Below are 19,475 nucleotides of genomic sequence, written 5' to 3'. Positions count from 1 at the left end.
CTAAGTTAAAATTATACTATTTAACTTTTATGTAACATATTATGTAGTGATTTAATATACAATTATCTTAAGATATTTCAAAATTTAAAATAATTGGAGTGTTGTTGTTATGCTTAAAGTTATTAATTCTATTGAAAGTAATATTGAAAATAGTGATGGAAGAAGTGCAAGCAGGTGTAATAAAACAGCAGGAGCAGAAAAGGTCTATGAAAGAAAAGAGTATATTATTTTAAAAGTTAAAAAAGGCTACATAGTATATAACACAAAAAAAGTATTTGAAAATGGTCATACCCATCTTCAAAGTTTTGAAATGTCCAAGACGATTATTGACAATAGCATAAGAAAGAAAAGACCAAAAACTAATAATATTTATTTAATAGAAAGTCATATTAGAGTTACTAATGACAGTAAATATAAGAAAACATTAGAAGAGTTAATAGAAGCTAAAAAAGATAAAACTAAAGATAACAAATATCATAATAGAAGTTATTGTAATGCTTGTTAAATAACAAAGAACCATCTATATAAAATTATAGATGGTTTTTTTACATATATGTTAAATTTAAAATAAATATAGATAATATGGAAATATATTCTATCTTACCTTATTATGGTAATAGGGCTTTTGATGAATAGAGGAGGGAGCATATGAGGGAAAGATACATAGAAATAGTAAATGGTATAACAGATTATTATAAAGGATCAGTAAATTTATTAGCTAAAGAAGAAAAAAGTAAGGTAATTACAATTACCTTAGCAAATTTTGGACTTATAAGAGTAGTTTTAAGAAATATAAATAAGGAAAAAATTTATTCTGATTCAGAAAATTATGAGCCTATAGAAAATGGTCCAGTTCAAATTAGGAAAATAGAAAATGGGTATTTAGTTGCATCAATAGGTGAGCGCAATAATGAACAAGTAGTTTTTACATATGAGTGTGATGAGGTAGATTTTGAGTTAGATTCTTACAATTATAGCAATGTAAAGATAAATAAAAAGTATATTAAGGACGATTATAGAGTTAAGCTAGGAAATAAAATAGCCCATAATTTATTGATGAAGCATGCTACTTTAGGTGATGAATTTTTAAATGAAAAAGAAAAAAATATTTTGCCTGTGGCAATGTGGATAGCTATTTTAGACTCAAGTCAAAATTTTATAAAATTACCTGATTGCAATAAAATTTTTGATTTGTTTATACAATATAATGGAAGATATGAAAAAGAAGAGTTTTTACAAAAAGCCATACAAATAGAAAAAGATTATGAACACATAAATGAAGTAAGAGAAGTATGCAAGATAATGAAGGATTGCCTCGATGAATTACAAACATGTAAAGATAGAGGCATTTATTTTAAAATGGAAGAAAAGTTGATTGATTATTTATGTTATTGGAATTATTTAGATCCAGAATATGAAGTATACGTTAATTTTACCAATTATATGAAAGATGCTTGTGGAAACTTTGAAATTAATGATTCAAAAGAAAATACAGAAATAAAAAATTATATAAAAAATAAAGTAGGAAGTAAACTTGTTAAAGCTGGATTTGAAGAAGAATATCCTTTTTATAGAATAAAAACAGAGGATAAAGTCTATGTGCTAGAGTTTGAGGTTATTGATAATCAAAAAGTAAATATAAAAATGCTTCAAGAAATTGTGGATGAAAGTGATAAATTAATGGAATTGTTGGAAAAGATGGATTACAAATATTTAAAGCCAGAAGACATAAACGGATGGGATGAGGAGATTTGTAAAAGTAAAAAGGATATAGATGAAGAATTAGAAACAATACTAGATTGTTTATTAGTTGATAAAACTCTATCTAAACAAAATGGTAAATTGGGAATAATAGGCGGAATAATTGTTGCTATAATTTCCTATTTATTATGGAAGCCATCTATTTTAATCTGTGGAGTAATTGGGATTGTTACGTGTATAATTTTAGTTAATATTGAGAAATATGCAAGAATATTTATGACACTTTGGAATGAGGGGGACGAAGAAAATGAAAATGAGTAAAAAAGATTATGTAAAACCAAATAAGATATTTTTTGATCCAGATTGGGAATTATCTAAAGTGTATGAAATGCAAGAAGAATTTTTTGAAAAAGGTGAGTTTGCTCTTGGTTGTCTAGTTATGGCAAATAATAAACTTTTTAAAAGAGGGCTTTTAGATTTGCCAGGATATATAATATACACTTTTGATGGATATTATGAAGAAAATATTGAAGAATTTGAAGAACTTGCAAATGAAGTTTATGATCTAGGTGGAACAAAACAAGAAGATAAAGCTTTAAAAAAAATAGCTTATTTATTGGAAGAAATGATGGATAATGCTTTTGGCATAAGATTACCTCTAGAGATGACAGGTGGAAGAGAAGTTTTCTTCTCATCGATAATGTTTAATAGAAAGTACTTACTAGGTAAAAAATTAATAGGACGCGTATACCCAATACATATCTTAAGAGGTAGAAAACCAGATGCAATGTTAATACCACATTGGTATTGGTAGAAAATATAGTAATTTACTATAAAAGAATAATCATTATGATTATTCTTTTTTTATTTGAATGTAAATCTTAATAAAAGTTAAGAATTACTTATAAATTCCTTAATGTTTCTTTTTTATTATGTAATAGAAAAGGAGATGATATATTATGAAATTAAAAAATAAAATAGTAGGAATTGTAGTTGTTTTAGCTACCATTATATTTGTAGGAGGGGTTAAACCTTTAGTAGGATTATCAAATCACAAAGATGCTTATATAAGTAAAACAAGTGCAAATACAAATACAAAGAGCAGTAAATATCTTATGTTAGTAAACAAAAAAAATCCATTGGCACTTGATTATGAGCCTGAAAATTTAGTTAAACCTAATGTGGAATTTTTAAGTAGTACTAGTGAAAAATCTAGACAAATGGATGAAACAGCGGCAAAAGCTTTAGAAGAATTATTCCAAGGAGCTAAAGAAGAAAATATAATACTTTTAGGATCTTCAGCTTACAGATCTTACAGAAGTCAAGTTAGAGTACTTCAGGATGAAATTAGCTCAAATGGAGTAGACTATGCTAACCAATATGTGGCTAAACCAGGGAAAAGTGAGCATCAAAGTGGATTAGCAATAGATGTAACAAATGAAGCTAGATGCTTTGATAAAACTAGCCCAGAAGCTAAGTGGTTAGAAAATAATGCTTACAGATTTGGATTTATATTACGTTACCTAGAGGGAAAAGAAGATATTACAGGATATAATTATGAGCCATGGCATATTAGATATGTGGGCAAAGATGTAGCAAAAGATATTTATGAAAGGAATATAACTTTAGAGGAGTATTTAAATGATATGGTATAATAAGGTAAACGTAAGGAGGGAGTTATGGCTAGCAAAATTCTTGTAGTAGATGATGAAAAAGAAATTAGAAATTTAATTGAAATATATTTAAAAAATGAAGGTTATACTGTTATAAAAGCAAGCAATGGAGAGGAAGCCCTTGAAATATTGAAAAAAGAGGAAGTTCAGTTGATAGTACTTGATATAATGATGCCAAAGATGGATGGTATGGAAGTATGCAGAAGAGTTCGAGAACATTTAAATATTCCTATTCTTATGCTTAGCGCAAAATCTGAAGATATGGACAAGATTGCAGGCATTATGACTGGAGCAGACGATTATTTAACAAAACCTTTTAATCCATTGGAATTATCAGTTAGAGTGAAAGCACTTCTTAGAAGAGCTTATTATTTCAACAATATGAACAAAGAAGAAGATATTATAAATATTGAAACTTTGACTATAGATAAAAATAATAGGACAGTTAAAGTTGGAAACACTGAAATACCTTTTACAGCTAGGGAGTTTGATATTTTATATTTACTAGGTAGTAATAGGGGAAGAGTTTATAGTTCAGAAGAGATATTTACTAAGGTATGGAAAGAAGATTACTTTGGCTCGAACAACACGGTTATGGTTCACATGAGTAGAATAAGAGAAAAGTTGGAAAAATATATAGAAGGAAATAAAATAATTCAAACTGTATGGGGAGTTGGTTATAAAATTGAAAAATAAAAGAAGAATTTTTAAATATATAATAATCAGCGCTTTAGAATTTGTAATAAGTGTAATATTGAGCTTAGCTGTTTTTTGGACGTTATATAAAGTAACTTATAATTTATATGTTAATTATCGAACTCCAATATTAAATGTAGTAATTAGAGCTTTGTTTAATTTGAACGATAATTTTTTTGCAGGAAATATCTACGGTATTATAGGAATTTTAATTTTTCTTTCAATATATTCTCTTATTACTTATAAGAAGTATAAAAATGTGTCCTTGTTAGTGGATAATGTGGAAGAAATGTCAAAAGGAAATTTGGACAAGAAGATAGAAGTAAAATCAAGGGGAGATATTGATCAAGTAGCAGAGAATATTAATAGTATAGTTGAGCAGTTGAAAGATATAACTGTGGAAGAAAGAAAAGCTCAACAAACTAAGACAGATTTGATTACAAATGTGTCTCACGATTTAAGAACACCTTTAACTTCCGTTATAGGATATTTAAATCTTATTGAAGAAGGAAGATACAAAGATGAAGTGGAGCTTATGTACTATGTGGATATAGCTTACGAAAAGTCTTTAAACTTGAACGTATTGATTAACGATTTATTTGAACTTACTAAAATGCAGAACAGAGTTGTTAATTTTAATAAGGCTGAGCTGAATTTAGTAGAGCTAATAGGACAGTTAATTTCTCAGTTTGAAATACAATTTAGACAAGAAAATATGAGTTGTAGAATAGACTTTTCTGTGGACAAACTTATAATAAATGCCGACCCAATTAAGCTGGTTAGAGCATTTGAAAATCTTATTACAAATGCCATGAGATATGGAAGCGATGGATATTATGTGGATATAAAAGTATTTACAGAAGGTAAAATGGCAGTAGTTCAGGTTATAAATTATGGAGAGACTATTCCAGTAGTTGATTTGCCTCATATATTTGATAGATTTTATAGAGTAGAAAAATCAAGAAATACATTCCAAGGTGGCTCAGGTTTAGGACTTGCTATTACAAAAAATATTATAGAAGCACATGATGGAAGTATCTGCGCTATTAGTAATAACGAAAGTACTATTTTTGAAGTTAAAATACCATATATAGATGAAGATAAACTCTCTAAGTTAACAGAATAATCTGTGGTTTGGAGAGTTTTTTATTTTATTTAGGGTATAAATAATTTATAGCAAATTACACAATCTAAAGAGAAGTTAGATTTTACATAGTAAATATAAATAAAAAGAGGTGGAAAAATGGCACAGGAAAATCAAAGTAAGAATATGGGCTGGAATTTTGATAATAGTTATAAAAATTTACCTCAATCTTTTTATAGTGATATAAATTTAAATCCAGTGAGAAAACCAGAACTAGTTATTTTTAACGAACCTTTGGCAAAAGCTTTGGAATTAAATGCAGATTCATTGAAAAGTGAAGAAGGTTTACAAGTTCTAACCGGCAATAAAAAAGTTGAAGGCGGTGCATATATTGCACAGGCTTATAGCGGTCACCAGTTTGGTAATTTTACAATGTTAGGTGATGGAAGGGCAGTATTAATTGGTGAACAAAAATTACAAAACCCAAACTCAGTAACAGGTTTTGATGTTAATAGATATGATATTCAGCTAAAGGGAAGTGGAAGAACTCCTTATTCTCGTGGTGGTGATGGAAGAGCAGTACTTGGTCCTATGCTTCGTGAATATATAATTAGTGAAGCAATGTATAACTTAGGAATACCAACCACTCGCAGTTTAGCAGTGATAAAAACAGGAGAAAAAATTTATAGGGAATATGTGAAAGAAGGAGCTATACTCACTAGAGTTGCCTCAAGCCATATTAGATTTGGAACTTTTGAATATGCTTCCAATTACTTGGGAAAAGAAGAAGTGAAAAAACTAGCTGACTATGCCATAGAGAGACATTATCCTTATGTGAGAAGTGATGAAAATAAATATTTAAGTTTTTTAAAAGAAGTAATAAAAGCTCATGCAAATTTAACTGCTAAATGGTTATGTGTTGGATTTATTCATGGAGTAATGAATACGGATAATATGACTATTAGCGGAGAAACAATTGATTATGGACCTTGTGCTTTTATAGATGTTTATAATCCAAATACTGTATTTAGCTCTATTGATTTTCATGGAAGATATGCTTATAAAAATCAGCCTAATATGGCATCTTGGAATATTTGTAGATTTGCAGAAACTCTTATTCCTTTAATAAATGAAGATGCAGATGCTGCCATAGATTTGGCACAAAAGGCCATATTTGAGTTTTCTGATTTACATTTCGAATATTGGTTCTCCCAAATGAGAAATAAGCTAGGTCTATTCAATGAAGAAGTTATGGATAAGGCTATAATAGAAGATTTATTAAATATGATGGAAAAATATAAAGAAGATTACACAAATACTTTTCTATCATTAACTTATAGAAAAAACATGAATAGAGGGATGTTCCTTACAGCTGAATTTACAAACTGGTATAAAAATTGGCAAGAAAGACTGGAAAGACAAGAAGAGTCTATTGAGGAAGCTTATGAGCTTATGAAAGAGTCAAATCCAGTAGTTATACCAAGAAATCACAGAGTAGAAGAAGCATTGGATGCAGCAGATAATGGAGACTTCACAGTAATGGAAGATTTACTTTCTGTTATTAGTAATCCTTATGAATATAAAGTAGAGTGTGAAAAATATTTTGATTTGCCACAACCTTCAGATTTACCTTATAGAACTTATTGTGGAACATAAGAATAACCCTATATAAGTGAACTCATATTTGCGCACTTATATAGGGTATTTATATATTTAATGTAATTATATTTTTATATAACTTCCGACCACATATCCAGTATAGCTCTTGTACTTAACTTTATACCATCCAGATGATAGCTTATCAACAATCTCAATAGTAGTGTTTTTAGGAATAGTAGTTATAATGCTAGAAGAAGTAGATGTACTTTTTCTAAGGTTAAGGTTAGCAGAAGTAACACCTTTATTTGAAGAAGATGTATTAGAATTACTGCCATTTAATTTAACATAATCTTTAGAAACATATCCCGTATTGCCTTTGTATTTAACCTTATACCAACCAGAAGTAGATTTAGATTTATCAACAATCTCAATAGTAGTGTTTTTAGGAATAGTAGCTATAATACTAGAAGAAGTAGAAGCACTCTTTCTAAAGTTAACATTAGCAGAAGTAACCCCTTTGTCAGAAGAAGGCGTACTAGGAGTTTCATTACTACCACTACCGCTATTTAATTTAACATAATCTTTAGAAACATATCCCGTATTACCTTTATATTTAACCTTATACCAACCAGAAGTAGATTTATCAACAATCTCAATAGTAGTATTCTTAGGAATAGTAACTATGATACTAGAAGAAGTAGAAGTACTTTTTCTAAAGTTAACATTGGCAGAAGTGACCCCTTTATCAGTAGAAGGAGTACTAGTGTCATTATCGCTGCCACTACCATTTAATTTAACATAATCTTTAGAAACATATCCCGTATTACCTTTATATTTAATCTTATACCAACCAGAAGTAGATTTATCAACAATCTCAACAGTAGTATTTTTAGGAATAGTAGTTATAATACTAGAAGAAGTAGAAGCACTTTTTCTAAAGTTAACATTGGCAGAAGTAATCCCTTTTTCAGAAGAAGAAGTATTATCGTCGCTGCCACTACTATTTAATTTAACATAATCTTTAGAAACATATCCCATATTACCTTTGTATTTAACTTTATACCAACCAGAAGTAGATTTATCAATAATCTCAATCTTAGTATTTTTAGGAATAGTAGCTATAATACTAGAAGAAGTAGAAGCACTCTTTCTAAAGTTTACATTTTCAGTAGTAACACCTTGCTCTCCAGAAGGTGTATTTGGCTCCTCATTACTTGAACCACCGCTAAAAGTTTTTAAGCAAGTGTAATTCATATCAACATAACCACTTATGCCAGGTACAGAACCTTTTTCTGAGTATTGCCACATGGAATATGGCTTTCCAAAAGTATTAGTGGAAGAATATTGAGCCACCCATAAATTATTAGAATTAATAAGATCATTAGTGAAGTATGAACTACTGAAATCTTTATTAGTATATATACCTGAAGTATATCCTTTGGATTCAACTTTATTAAGAAATGAATTAGCCATTCTTGTAGCCAAGTCCTTTGTTACTTTTACGCCATTGTTATTTGCATATCTAACACTATCATACTCAAAATCGAAGAAGACAGGGTATGTAATGCTACTTTTATAAGGTGATATAGCATTTAAGCAGGCTTGAGCCTCAATAGCAGCATTTTCAGGACTAGTGGCATAACTAAACCAATATACACCTATTTTAAGTCCAACACTTTTTGCACCTTCAATGTAAGTTTTGAATTTTGGGTCTATAGTAGATGTTCCATATCCAGCTCTTATAATAACGTAGTCAACACCAGAATTTTTTACACTTCTCCAATCTATATTTCCGTTCCATTTACTTACATCTATACCTTTTTCAATTGGATTTAATTTTAAATAAGATGCTTGCACATATCCTTGTTTACCCTTGAAATCAACTTTGTACCAATCACTGCTTTTACCTAGTATCTCAACAGTTTCATTAATTTTTAATGTACCAATTACACCATTTGAAGTAGATGGGCCACTTCTTACACTTAAAGTACTTGCTGTTACACTTCCACTACCTATAGCCTTTGAGTTAGATAAAGTTGCCTTTTGAGGAGAAAGAGCAACTCTATTAGACATAAAAGCTCTAGAATTGCTTTCCCCCATACTACCCATACTATAAGTTTTGTTTTCCTCAGGGTCCGGTTGATATTTAGGTGATTCTTTGGAGTCCTTGTTTTGAGAATTTGTACCTACTTTTATTTCGAAATCATTATCTGATAAAATAGTAACGTCGCTATCTGACTTTGATTTAATTGAATCTGCATTTGCTATGACCATTAGATTTTGAGAAGTTATAGCAATACCTAAAGACACAGCCAAAAAAGATTTATCTTTTTTGTTCATATTATTCCTCCTGCCAATTAGAATAAATTGTATTAAATAGAAAATATATATAAATTATACAATAAATGTATATAGTTTTGTCTAAATAATTCAATAACTAACTTTTTATTTTTGGTTCTATTTTATTTTACGGACGTTTAAGGTATTATTTTAGCGAATGGCTATAATTTCGCAATTGTATACATTGTATTTTCAACATTACAAAAACGTAATGATAATGAAATATACATACATATTTAAAAATTTAAAAGGTGTATATAATAAAAGACATGAAAGATAAATTGAGGAGGATTAATTAAGGATGAAAAATATATTAAGTGTTGAAAAAATAGAAAAATACTATGGAAATAAAGATAATGTTACAAAAGCCATAGATAATATTAGTTTTAAAGTTGGTGAGGGAGAATTTGTTGGTATAATGGGGCCTAGTGGAAGTGGAAAAACAACGCTTCTTAACTGTATTTCAACAATAGATACTGTTACAACTGGAAGCATAATAATAAATGATAAAGATATTACAAGATTAAAGTCTAAAAACTTAGATAAATTTAGACAAAATGAGCTGGGATTCATATTCCAAGATTTTAACTTACTAGATACATTAACTGCTTATGAAAATATAGCATTAGCATTAACAATAAAGGGTGAAAAAGCTTCTGAAGTAGATGGAAAAATAAAAGAAGTAGCAAAATATCTAGAAATTGAAACAGTATTAAATAAATACCCTTACCAAATGTCTGGTGGACAAAAACAAAGGGTAGCATCAGCAAGAGCCATAGTTACAGATCCATCATTAATACTTGCCGATGAGCCAACGGGAGCGCTTGATTCAAAATCTGCAAGATTATTACTAGAAAGAATGGAGAGCCTTAACCAAGAGTTAAATGCAACCATATTAATGGTTACTCATGATGCTTTTACAGCAAGTTACGCTCACAGAATTTTATTTATAAAGGACGGAAAAATCTTCACAGAATTAGTAAGAGGTAAAGATTCTAGAAAAGAGTTCTTTAATAGAATAATGGAAGTTATTACTCTAATAGGAGGGGATGACAACAATGTATTCTAAGATAGCATTTAAAAATGTTAGAAAAAGTTTTAAAGATTATACCATATACTTTTTAACTTTAACATTAGCAGTTTGTATATTCTATAGTTTTAACTCTATTGAATCACAAAAAGCCATGATGGAAGTGAATTCTTCAAGTGCAACATATGTAGAGGCTCTTTCCAGCATAATATCTTATGTATCAGTATTTGTAGCATTTATTTTAGGAAGTTTAATTCTTTATGCTAACAACTTTTTAATTAAAAAGAGAAATAAAGAGCTGGGAATTTATATGACTCTTGGTATGTCAAAAAATAAGATTTCTAGAATTTTAATTTTAGAAACAGTAATTGTAGGTATATTTTCACTTATAAGTGGATTGATTATAGGTCTTATAGCATCACAAGGATTATCAGTACTTGTTGCAAAATTATTTGACTTTAAAATGTCTGGATATACTTTTATAATTTCTACTCAAGCCATAATCAAAACAATTATGTACTTTGGAATAATGTTTATACTTGTTATGATATTTAACTCTTTTGTAATTTCAAAATATAAAATAATTGATTTATTAACAGTGGGAAGAAAAACACAAGAAATAAAATTTAAAAATCCATTTGTATATTTAATTGCATTTATTTTATGTGTTATTTCTTTAGGAGTTGCGTATAAACTAGTTTTAGATGTGGGATTAAATATAACAGACTCTAGATTCTCTATGTCTATAGGACTTGGAGTAGTAGGAACAGTGTTATTCTTCTTCTCTTTGACAGGATTTATCTTATATGTGGTTAAAAAGAACAAGAAGGTTTATTTCAAAGGTCTAAATATATTTGTTGTAAAACAAATAAACAGTAAAGTTAATACAAACTTTGTTTCAATGTCAGTAATTTGTCTAATGTTATTTTTAACAATAGGTGTATTATCAACTGGATTTAGTTTTAAAAATGCTTTAGAAGCAGGAGTTGAAGAGTCTACTCCATTTGATGCAAGTGCATATATGTATGTGAATAAAGGTGACAAAGTGAGAGATATAAAAAAATCTCTTGATTATATGGGAGTTAAATTTGGAGAAAATGACAAAGTAGTTTACTACAATGAATATAATTCTGGGAAGAAATTTTCAGATATTATACCATTAAATGATAATGTTAAAAAATCGGTAAGTGATAATGTTAAAGAAATGGACTTCGAAATATCATATATAAAAATTTCAGAATACAATAAAATTAGAGGCTTAAATAATGAAGAGCCAATAAATTTAAAGGAAGATGAAATATTAATAACATCAAATTTCTCAAAACTATTACCATCAATAGAAGAATATATGACGAATAATAGTACGGCTAAGATTGACGGTAAAACATACACTATAAAAAATGAAGAAGTAATAAAGCATAATTTAAAAACAGATTTCATGCCAAATAATATGCTTACACTTGTAGTTAGTGATAATCTTTGCAATGAGAAAAATTTATCTTCAAGTAGTGTAAATATTAATTTTGATAAAAATAATAAGGCAAAAAGTGAACAGAATTTTATTAAAACACTTGATAAATATCAAGATTCAAATACAGACTATGATAAAGTAGGATTTGTAATGGGAAATACAAGAGATTCAATTTATGAAGGAAATAAAGGGATTACAACTACTATATTATTTATAGGAATTTATATAGGAATAGTATTCCTAATAAGTAGTATGGCAATTCTTGCACTTCAGCAATTAAGTGAAGCAAGTGATAGTATAGAAAGATATGTAGCATTAAAGAGATTGGGAGCAAGTAGAAAAAGTATAAATAAAACAATATTTACACAAACTCTAGTTTACTTTAGCATACCTGTTATATTGGCTTTAGTTCACTCAGTTGTAGGCATAAAAGTTGTGAATGACTTTATATCAATGTTTAATCAACCAGACATAGGAGGATCATCTCTCGTTACAGCAGGAATATTCTTGTTTATATATGTGATTTACTTCTATATAACTTATAGTGGATACAAAAATATAGTAAAAAATAACATATAAATCTTAAAAAAAATCTATTTGAAGTAAAAAATCTACTTCGAATAGATTTTTTGGTATAATTATACAGATACTAATTAATAAGTAATTTATATATTTGTATAAAATAAGCATATAAAACAAGGAGGGATAAAACCTATGGAAAAAATAATAATTATTGAAGATGAAGAGATAATTAGAGAAGAACTGAAAAATTTCTTAGGAAGATATGGATATGAAGTAGTAGCACCCACATCTTTTGACAATGTAGTGGAATTTATTATACAGGAAGATGCCAACTTAGTTTTACTAGATATAAATCTACCAGTTTTCGATGGATATTACATATGCAGAGAAGTGAGAAGAGAATCAGATGTACCAATAATAATCGTAACAAGTAGAGACAGCGATATGGACGAGCTTATGAGTATGAACTTGGGCGCAGACGATTTTGTTACAAAGCCTTATAATACACAAATACTACTGGCAAGAATAGCAGCACTACTAAAAAGAAGTGGAACAACTATAGCTAATAGTAGTATTTTAACTTATGAAAATTTTCAACTAAATTTATCAAATGCAACTATTACCTACAATGATAAAGAAATTGAGCTAACTAAAAATGAAGTAAAAATACTTTCATATTTAATAAACCACAAGGGAGAAATAGTATCCAGAGAATTACTAATGGAGTACTTATGGAGTACAGATTATTTTGTGGATGATAGTACTTTAACTGTGAATATAACAAGACTTCGTAAAAAACTAGAAGAAATAGGTATAGAAAATGTAATAGAAACAAGAAGAGGATTGGGGTACATAATGCCATGAAAATGATTGATTACATAAAAGATAAAGGTCTTTTTTTATCTATAAACTTGATGTTTTTTATAATAATTTCATCATTTATGCGTTTTGCTAAGGCTGCTCCAGTTATAATTTTTCTTTTATTTTGCATATGGTTTTTCCCATTGTTAAGTTATATGTTGATTGAGTATATAAAATATAAAAAATACTTTAATAATGTGGAAAATATTTTGGAGAATTTAGATAGAAAGTATTTATTGCCTGAAGTTATAGATGACGCAAACTTTATGGTAGGAGAAGAAATAAATGATATTTTAAAGGTATTAAGTAGAGATATGCACGAGAATGTTAAGTACTACAAAAACATTCAAAAAGAATACAGAGAATACATAGAAATGTGGGTTCATGAAATTAAAACACCAATAGCATCTTCAAAACTATTAATAGAAAACAATAATAATGAAATAACAAGAAAAATTAATATACAAATGGATAGAATAGAAAACTTTGTGGAGCAAGTGCTATATTACTCAAGAAGTGATGAAGTAGGCAAGGACTATATTATAAAGAAAATAGAATTATATCAAGTTGTAAAAAAAGTTATTAAGAAAAATCAAAGGGATTTTATAAGCAAAAGAATAAGCTTGCAGATAGACGATATTGATGAAATTATTTATTCTGATACAAAATGGGTTGAATTTATATTAAATCAAATAGTAGGAAATGCTATTAAGTATTCCAAAGGAAAAGAAGACAAAATAACAATTAAAGCTAAAAAAATTGGAAATGCAGTAGTGTTAACAGTGCAAGACAATGGTGTAGGCATTTCTGAACAAGATATAAATCGAGTGTTTGAAAAAGGATTTACAGGAGAAAATGGTAGGAAGTTTGGAAAAAGTACAGGTATAGGTCTGTACTTATGTAAAAAACTATGTGTAAAGCTTGGGCTAGGTTTACAAATAGACTCTGATATAAATGAAGGAACAAAGGTAAGCATAATTTTCCCAAGAACAGAAAACATAGCAGAAAGTTAGAGAAGATGTATCTTTTAGGATACATCTCTTTTTTTATCTATAACTTTTAAAATAAAGCAAAGTTAATTTTTATTTTAATTTCAAAAAAGCTAGCAAAATAAGAGTTACTCCGCTTAACCATGAAAGATTAAGTTCACTTTTCTGTGCAACTTTATTACCTATTGCGCAGCCCAATAATACAGCAACCATATTTATTACAAGTGAAAATAATATAATTTCAACATAATTTGTTACCATAAGCCCTGTACTAAAACCAGCTGCCAGACCATCAAGAGAAAGAGCCACTGCCAAAGAGAAAGATTCCTTAGGAGAAAGTTCATAAGAATGATCTACATCTGCTTCTGTGCCATCTAAGCAAACTCTAAGAAAAAAATTAAAATCAAATAGTTTAAACGATAAATCGCGACTTAGAGTGCCACTTTTAATTAGGATGGCTTTCAAAGTACTATCAAATAATTTAGCCATGCCTAACATTAATAACACTGCAACACAGATACTAGTGGTAAAAACGCTAGGAATATACTTACTTATTACACTACCCATAAAAAGAGCAATAGCTAAGATAGTAGAGCAGACTAAGTTAATTGTCATAGCTGATTTAAAGGGAATTTTTATTTTACTTGTTCCATAAGCAAAACTAGCCACAAATGCGTCTATTGAAAGGGCAGAAACAAGTAAAAGTGCATCTAGTGTGGATAAGGAATTTAGTGCATGAAACATAGATGACCCCCTGTTTTTACATATTAAAAAATTACATAGTAATCCTCGACCAAAGCAAACTTTTACTTTGTATTAACAATATATTGTAAAAGGATAACTTATGTTACAATCTAAGATAGAAAATAAAAATGAAAATTAGTATCACAGATGGTTAATGGAGGAAGAAATGGTCAGAATAGCTTTTTTACTTAGTACTTTATTGGCAATAATAGTTGTAACATATAAAAGAATAAGTCAAAAACAGTTTCAAAGTGGAAAGAAACTAATTAAAGATATAAATAATCAATATAAACAGTTATTTAAAGAAAGAACCTCATCGTTTAAGATAGGACAATCAATAATAATACTGCTGCCACAAGGATTTTTAGTATTTGCCATAGTAATAGGAGTTTTTAGATTACTACCTGAAGATATGGGCAATAGCTACAACATTATTTTAAAAAGCTTATCTATAATCATGGCTTTTGTATTTATGTATTTTGTTGTAGGATACTTGCTATTATCTATTTCAAGAGTATACAAATATCTATATAAAATTGAAGATAAAAACACAAAAACAGATTTATTAATAAGCTATTTCATAATAAGTATGTATATGACAATTTTAATAATATTTCCCGAGCAATTTGGCGAAAACTATAAAATAGGATTGATAGGAGTAGGAATAAGTTATTTATTAACACTAAAAGTTTTGCTAAACATAATAAGAAGTCCTAAAATTTTAAAATATTATGAGCATCACACAGAAGAGGATTATATGGACGAGAATGAACGCCATAGAAATATTACCACAATTTCAGGAATAATTTTGATTATGGTGATTTTAAGTTTGGGATTGGCTGTATGTTTTGTTAGCAACAGCAGTGTTGGAGCTTATAGTAACAACCCAAGTTATTTTGATTTATTTTATTACACAGTAGTTACTTTTGCCACAATAGGTTATGGAGATATAAGCCCTGTCTCAACTGGAGCGAAACTAATGGCAGTAATTATTTCAATAACAAGTATATTATGTCTTACAATATTTTTATCTTCAGTAATGTCTTATAAAAACGAAGAATAGATTTTATATAAGTGAATGTTATTTATGAAAAAGGGGGATTTTTCATGGAAGATAATAAAAGTTTGAGTATTAGGGAGAAAATAGAAAAATATATTGTGCCGTTGGGTATGATTGGTGTCGTATTTTATATGGTTCATACTATTTTGGGGAATATATTATGGCCAGAATACAACCCTATAAGCATGGATATTAGCTCCTTAACTGCAGATGGTGCTCCAAATCAAGATCTACTTAGAATTTTCACAACTATTTATGGAGTGTGCATGATTTTATTTATCATTGGAATGATTGTTAAGTCAAATAGGAAATATCACTTGGCAACACGTACAGGATATGTGATTCTTTTGGGTATGGAAGTAATATCTTTGTTTGGATACGCAGCCTTTCCGCTTGTGGGAGACAAAAGAGTAATGAACTTCCAAAATATAATGCATTTGGCAGTTACTGTTGCTGTAGTTGCAACTACCATAACATCAGCATTTACTTTAGCTTATGGTTATCTTACACAAGAGAAAATAAAAGAACTGGGTAATTTTATTTTAATAATGGCAATAATAATAACGTTATGTGGAATAATGAACCCAATTTCCATAAAAATAGGACTGAGTATACTAGGACTAACAGAAAGATTAGTTATCTATTCATTGCAAATATTAATCTTTGTCTTATCTTTTTATTACACAAAATGTGATAAATAGAAAGAATTAGCAATAATATTGAGATTTTTTTCATCATATGATATACTAGTGCTTATTAAAATGAAATAATAATAAAGAAGGTGAGAGTATGGCAGTAGGAGAAAAAACATTAGCTACAAACAAAAAAGCTAGACATGAATATTTCATAGAAGACACTTATGAATGTGGAATAGAATTAAAGGGAACAGAAGTTAAATCAATTAGAGCAGGAAAAGTTAACTTAAAAGAAGGCTTCGCATCTGTAGACAACTCTGAAGTTTTCCTAAAACAAGTTCATATAAGTCCATACGACCAAGGGAACTCTTTTTACAAAGCAGACCCTCTTAGAGTTAGAAAATTATTACTTCATAAATATGAAATCAGAAAGCTAATAGGGGCTACTACTATAAAAGGTTATTCTTTAGTTCCTCTGAGAATGTATCTGAAAAATGGTAAGGTAAAACTTGAGCTAGGTTTAGCAAAAGGTAAAAAACTTTACGACAAACGTCAAGACCTTGCTAAGAAAGATGCACAAAGAAGAATAGAAAGAGAGATGACTGGTAAATACTAAGAAAATCAGTAAATTAATTCTAGTTGATTTTTATCTTAAAAAGATATATATTATATATACAGCACAGCTAGTTAATAGCAGATGCTACTAAAGGGGGTAACAAAAATGTTACTACCTTGTAGAAATTGTAAATAAGGGCATCACAATTTTGTGTACCACTTTATATAAAATTAAATATTGAATTGGTGAAAAGTTTGCAAATTGAGCAGTCTCAATGACTTTAAACTCCTATGGGGGTGTAAAGGTTTCGACGTGGGTTCGGAACTTGGGGCAGCGTGTCGTGTTACTCTGGGTCACGTAAAAACTGGGGAACTTAAAACAAACGCAAACGATAATTACGCTTTAGCAGCTTAATGCTGCTTGTCCCGCCTGAGCCCTCCTGCCGGCTAGGCCTGGACATCATTTATGCAGGGAACTACTATTAGGGTGTCTCGACTATTAGTGGATTAATTGGGATTGGCCAAAGCTAGAGTTTGTCACTGGACGCTAGCTGAGGTGAGATACTAAAACAGCTGACTACACACGTAGACGCAACGAGGAAAAAGCTTACGGACAGGGGTTCGACTCCCCTCATCTCCACCAATACATAAACGTGGAAACGCAGAACAATTGGAATTACTAGACTTTATCGTTTGGTAGTTCCTTTTATTTTGTCTTTTAGCACACATTTAGCACACAATCAGAAAAATAGGCTAAATAAATAAGATAAATGATTATAATGTTTAGAATAAATAGTAGTGAACCATATCATAAGTAAATGAGGTTTTTAGTCCTAACCATTTAAGTTATTTGGTTAGGACTATTTTAAAATATGTTATATCTATTTAAGCGATGAGACAAAATATTTTTTTGTATCATAAATATGATATTTCTTACCAATGTATTTTATTTGAATCTATTGTGTAGAGGAATTACGAGGGTATCAAATATCTTCTACCATAACTTCAATTTTTACACAGTAGAGTTTTTCATCTTTAGTAGCAAATTCATTTAGAGGATATTCCTCAAAGGCATCACTACAAATACGTAAATTATTCTCTTTAATATATTCAAATAATTTTTCGTAAAAATCAGTGGATTCTCCATAAGCACATCTACCATAGAATACTACATATTTACCTTCAGGCTTATATGAGCTTTGCTCATCTCTCATTTTAAAATAGTAGTGGTTTACTAATAAAGATCTATCAGATTCAAAGCTTTCTATATTAATAATAGCACCACTTGGATAACCTATTACATCAATTCCATTTTCAGTAGCGAAATTATAAAATGAAATAATAGAATCATTTATAGGGTCATTTGTAGGATTATTAGTAACTATAGGGCTTAGAAAGATAGGCTCTTTTTTTTTATATTCAATATTTATACTGTTTTCTTTATATTTAACAGCATCCTTTGTAATATCAACATATAATTGCATGATTTCAATAATCCGAGTAAGTTTTTTTATTTCCGTCAAAATATGTTCCCTTTGTGCGCCAAACAAAGAAAATAGTTGCTCAGGAGTACGGATATCTATATATTTCTTAATTTCGTCTATACTAATGCCAATTTTTCTAAGAGAAATGATTAAATATGATGTAGTAAGCTGATTCCTAGTATAATAACGATAACCATTTTCGCCACGATGTTCTGGAGAGAACAATCCAACTTGATCATAGTATCTCAAGGTTTGACTCTTAATACCAGTGAGATTGGAAAATTCTTTTATTGTCATATAATATTTATCTTTCATAATAACCTCCAAACTTTAAACAAGTTATTGACCTTAAAGTCACTGTAATGTTTATAATATCACTAAAGAAAAATTTTTACAAAATTACTTATTATATTAGTTAGGAGAATTATTATGGATTATTTTGAAGATGAGAAATTTAAAGGTTTGAGGTTTAGAAGTGAAATTATAAGTAATAGAGAATATGTTAATTGTGAATTTTATGATTGCAATTTTGTGGATGTGGAAATTAATAAATGTATATTTAAAGAATGTACATTTTATAATTGTAGGATGAATAATGTTATATTTAAATTTTCCACTATGAAGAATGCAATACTACATGAATCGGAATTTATAGGTATAAACTGGAATACTTTAATGGGTGATTCTTTTAGCGCAGGACCAATAAATAAGGTTAGAGAATGTTTCTTTAAATATAATAACTTTATATCAATGAGGTTAAATAGTTTTAACTTTTCTGGCTCAAAATTTAAAGAAAGTCTTTTTGAAGAGTGTGATTTAATAGATTCAAATTTTAAAGATGTAAGTTTTGAATCCACACAATTTACAAAATGTAATATGGCAAGAGCAGATTTTAGAGGGTCATATGGATATATTATTGATATTCAAAGTAACAAATTGAAGAAGGCAAAGTTTTCATTTCCAGAGGTAACAAATTTGTTAAACTCAATAGATATAGTGATAGATTAATTATAAATTTTAATTTGGAGGGA

The 19,475-nt window shown here is 28.8% G+C and carries 18 protein-coding genes and 1 other RNA gene; 16 read left to right on the top strand and 3 right to left on the bottom strand.

Annotation, left to right across the window (positions count from 1 at the left end; translation table 11 throughout):
- Positions 1-109 precede the first annotated feature (109 nt).
- The 7 genes from K0039_RS12220 to K0039_RS12190 all read left to right on the top strand — a co-directional run bounded on the left by K0039_RS12220 (position 110) and on the right by K0039_RS12190 (position 6,810).
- Positions 110-505, top strand: coding sequence for a hypothetical protein (locus K0039_RS12220; protein WP_228105354.1), 396 nt, complete (start codon positions 110-112; stop codon positions 503-505).
- Between the two features lie 143 nt (positions 506-648).
- Positions 649-2,022 (top strand): hypothetical protein, encoded by a 1,374-nt coding sequence (locus K0039_RS12215; protein WP_228105353.1) that lies wholly within the window; start codon positions 649-651, stop codon positions 2,020-2,022.
- A complete protein-coding gene (locus K0039_RS12210; protein ID WP_228105352.1) occupies positions 2,009-2,515 on the top strand; it encodes a hypothetical protein in 507 nt (168 codons plus the stop codon). The genes K0039_RS12215 and K0039_RS12210 overlap by 14 nt, the downstream gene beginning before the upstream one ends.
- 145 nt (positions 2,516-2,660) lie before the next feature.
- Entirely contained in the window at positions 2,661-3,356 is a 696-nt protein-coding gene (locus K0039_RS12205) for a M15 family metallopeptidase (RefSeq protein WP_228105351.1), read from the top strand.
- A 24-nt stretch (positions 3,357-3,380) separates the two neighbouring features.
- A complete protein-coding gene (locus tag K0039_RS12200; protein ID WP_228105350.1) occupies positions 3,381-4,070 on the top strand; it encodes a response regulator transcription factor in 690 nt (229 codons plus the stop codon).
- Complete coding sequence (locus tag K0039_RS12195; protein WP_228105349.1) at positions 4,060-5,196, top strand: sensor histidine kinase; 1,137 nt, start codon at positions 4,060-4,062, stop codon at positions 5,194-5,196. Before K0039_RS12200 ends, K0039_RS12195 begins: the two co-directional genes overlap by 11 nt.
- 117 nt (positions 5,197-5,313) lie before the next feature.
- Positions 5,314-6,810, top strand: a complete 1,497-nt coding sequence (locus K0039_RS12190) for a protein adenylyltransferase SelO (protein ID WP_228105348.1) — start codon at positions 5,314-5,316, stop codon at positions 6,808-6,810.
- 66 nt (positions 6,811-6,876) lie between these two features.
- On the opposite strand, the gene K0039_RS12185 is transcribed toward K0039_RS12190, so the two are convergent.
- Positions 6,877-9,093, bottom strand: coding sequence for an SH3 domain-containing protein (locus K0039_RS12185; protein WP_228105347.1), 2,217 nt, complete (start codon positions 9,091-9,093; stop codon positions 6,877-6,879).
- 301 nt (positions 9,094-9,394) lie between these two features.
- Between K0039_RS12185 and K0039_RS12180 the strand changes: the two genes are divergently transcribed.
- The 4 genes from K0039_RS12180 (at position 9,395) to K0039_RS12165 (ending at position 13,990) form a co-directional block, all read left to right on the top strand.
- Positions 9,395-10,162, top strand: a complete 768-nt coding sequence (locus K0039_RS12180) for an ABC transporter ATP-binding protein (protein ID WP_228105346.1) — start codon at positions 9,395-9,397, stop codon at positions 10,160-10,162.
- A complete protein-coding gene (locus K0039_RS12175; protein ID WP_228105345.1) occupies positions 10,152-12,173 on the top strand; it encodes an FtsX-like permease family protein in 2,022 nt (673 codons plus the stop codon). The genes K0039_RS12180 and K0039_RS12175 overlap by 11 nt, the downstream gene beginning before the upstream one ends.
- Positions 12,174-12,308: 135 nt before the next feature.
- On the top strand, positions 12,309-12,980 hold the full coding sequence (locus K0039_RS12170; protein ID WP_228105344.1) for a response regulator transcription factor: 672 nt from the start codon (positions 12,309-12,311) through the stop codon (positions 12,978-12,980).
- A 206-nt stretch (positions 12,981-13,186) separates the two neighbouring features.
- Entirely contained in the window at positions 13,187-13,990 is an 804-nt protein-coding gene (locus K0039_RS12165) for a sensor histidine kinase (protein ID WP_331476749.1), read from the top strand.
- Between the two features lie 69 nt (positions 13,991-14,059).
- Here the strand turns inward: K0039_RS12165 and ytaF are convergent, their stop codons facing one another.
- A complete protein-coding gene (gene ytaF / locus K0039_RS12160; RefSeq protein ID WP_228105342.1) occupies positions 14,060-14,710 on the bottom strand; it encodes a sporulation membrane protein YtaF in 651 nt (216 codons plus the stop codon).
- Positions 14,711-14,876: 166 nt separating this feature from the next.
- Here ytaF and K0039_RS12155 point away from each other — a divergent pair, with 166 nt between their 5' ends.
- From K0039_RS12155 to ssrA, 4 genes are all read left to right on the top strand, one after another.
- Complete coding sequence (locus tag K0039_RS12155) at positions 14,877-15,773, top strand: potassium channel family protein (protein ID WP_228105341.1); 897 nt, start codon at positions 14,877-14,879, stop codon at positions 15,771-15,773.
- Between the two features lie 44 nt (positions 15,774-15,817).
- Entirely contained in the window at positions 15,818-16,471 is a 654-nt protein-coding gene (locus K0039_RS12150; protein WP_228105340.1) for a DUF998 domain-containing protein, read from the top strand.
- Between the two features lie 88 nt (positions 16,472-16,559).
- Positions 16,560-17,021, top strand: coding sequence for an SsrA-binding protein SmpB (smpB, locus tag K0039_RS12145; RefSeq protein ID WP_074919497.1), 462 nt, complete (start codon positions 16,560-16,562; stop codon positions 17,019-17,021).
- A 232-nt stretch (positions 17,022-17,253) separates the two neighbouring features.
- Positions 17,254-17,603, top strand: a transfer-messenger RNA (tmRNA) gene (gene ssrA, locus K0039_RS12140).
- Positions 17,604-17,943: 340 nt separating this feature from the next.
- Here ssrA and K0039_RS12135 read toward each other — a convergent pair.
- Positions 17,944-18,759: a MerR family transcriptional regulator gene (locus K0039_RS12135; protein ID WP_228105339.1), complete on the bottom strand. Its 816-nt coding sequence runs from the start codon at positions 18,757-18,759 to the stop codon at positions 17,944-17,946.
- 114 nt (positions 18,760-18,873) lie between these two features.
- Here K0039_RS12135 and K0039_RS12130 point away from each other — a divergent pair, with 114 nt between their 5' ends.
- The gene (locus tag K0039_RS12130) at positions 18,874-19,452 is read left to right on the top strand and encodes a pentapeptide repeat-containing protein (RefSeq protein WP_228105338.1); all 579 of its coding nucleotides are present in this window, start codon (positions 18,874-18,876) and stop codon (positions 19,450-19,452) included.
- Positions 19,453-19,475: the final 23 nt, after the last annotated feature.

The organism is Terrisporobacter mayombei, from assembly GCF_020748465.1.
GTDB lineage: Bacteria > Bacillota > Clostridia > Peptostreptococcales > Peptostreptococcaceae > Terrisporobacter > Terrisporobacter mayombei.
The sequence above is the reverse complement of the archived record's forward strand: the minus strand, read 5'-3'. Positions and strand labels throughout refer to the sequence as shown.

Coding starts and splice junctions, on each gene's coding strand:
- K0039_RS12130 (WP_228105338.1), top strand. CDS start 18,874: ATGGATTATTTTGAAGATGAGAAATTTAAAGGTTTGAGGTTTAGAAGT.
- K0039_RS12155 (WP_228105341.1), top strand. CDS start 14,877: ATGGTCAGAATAGCTTTTTTACTTAGTACTTTATTGGCAATAATAGTT.
- K0039_RS12185 (WP_228105347.1), bottom strand. CDS start 9,093: ATGAACAAAAAAGATAAATCTTTTTTGGCTGTGTCTTTAGGTATTGCT.
- K0039_RS12135 (WP_228105339.1), bottom strand. CDS start 18,759: ATGAAAGATAAATATTATATGACAATAAAAGAATTTTCCAATCTCACT.
- smpB (WP_074919497.1), top strand. CDS start 16,560: ATGGCAGTAGGAGAAAAAACATTAGCTACAAACAAAAAAGCTAGACAT.
- K0039_RS12210 (WP_228105352.1), top strand. CDS start 2,009: ATGAAAATGAGTAAAAAAGATTATGTAAAACCAAATAAGATATTTTTT.
- K0039_RS12205 (WP_228105351.1), top strand. CDS start 2,661: ATGAAATTAAAAAATAAAATAGTAGGAATTGTAGTTGTTTTAGCTACC.
- K0039_RS12170 (WP_228105344.1), top strand. CDS start 12,309: ATGGAAAAAATAATAATTATTGAAGATGAAGAGATAATTAGAGAAGAA.
- K0039_RS12150 (WP_228105340.1), top strand. CDS start 15,818: ATGGAAGATAATAAAAGTTTGAGTATTAGGGAGAAAATAGAAAAATAT.
- K0039_RS12175 (WP_228105345.1), top strand. CDS start 10,152: ATGTATTCTAAGATAGCATTTAAAAATGTTAGAAAAAGTTTTAAAGAT.
- K0039_RS12200 (WP_228105350.1), top strand. CDS start 3,381: ATGGCTAGCAAAATTCTTGTAGTAGATGATGAAAAAGAAATTAGAAAT.
- K0039_RS12215 (WP_228105353.1), top strand. CDS start 649: ATGAGGGAAAGATACATAGAAATAGTAAATGGTATAACAGATTATTAT.
- K0039_RS12180 (WP_228105346.1), top strand. CDS start 9,395: ATGAAAAATATATTAAGTGTTGAAAAAATAGAAAAATACTATGGAAAT.
- ytaF (WP_228105342.1), bottom strand. CDS start 14,710: ATGTTTCATGCACTAAATTCCTTATCCACACTAGATGCACTTTTACTT.
- K0039_RS12220 (WP_228105354.1), top strand. CDS start 110: ATGCTTAAAGTTATTAATTCTATTGAAAGTAATATTGAAAATAGTGAT.
- K0039_RS12190 (WP_228105348.1), top strand. CDS start 5,314: ATGGCACAGGAAAATCAAAGTAAGAATATGGGCTGGAATTTTGATAAT.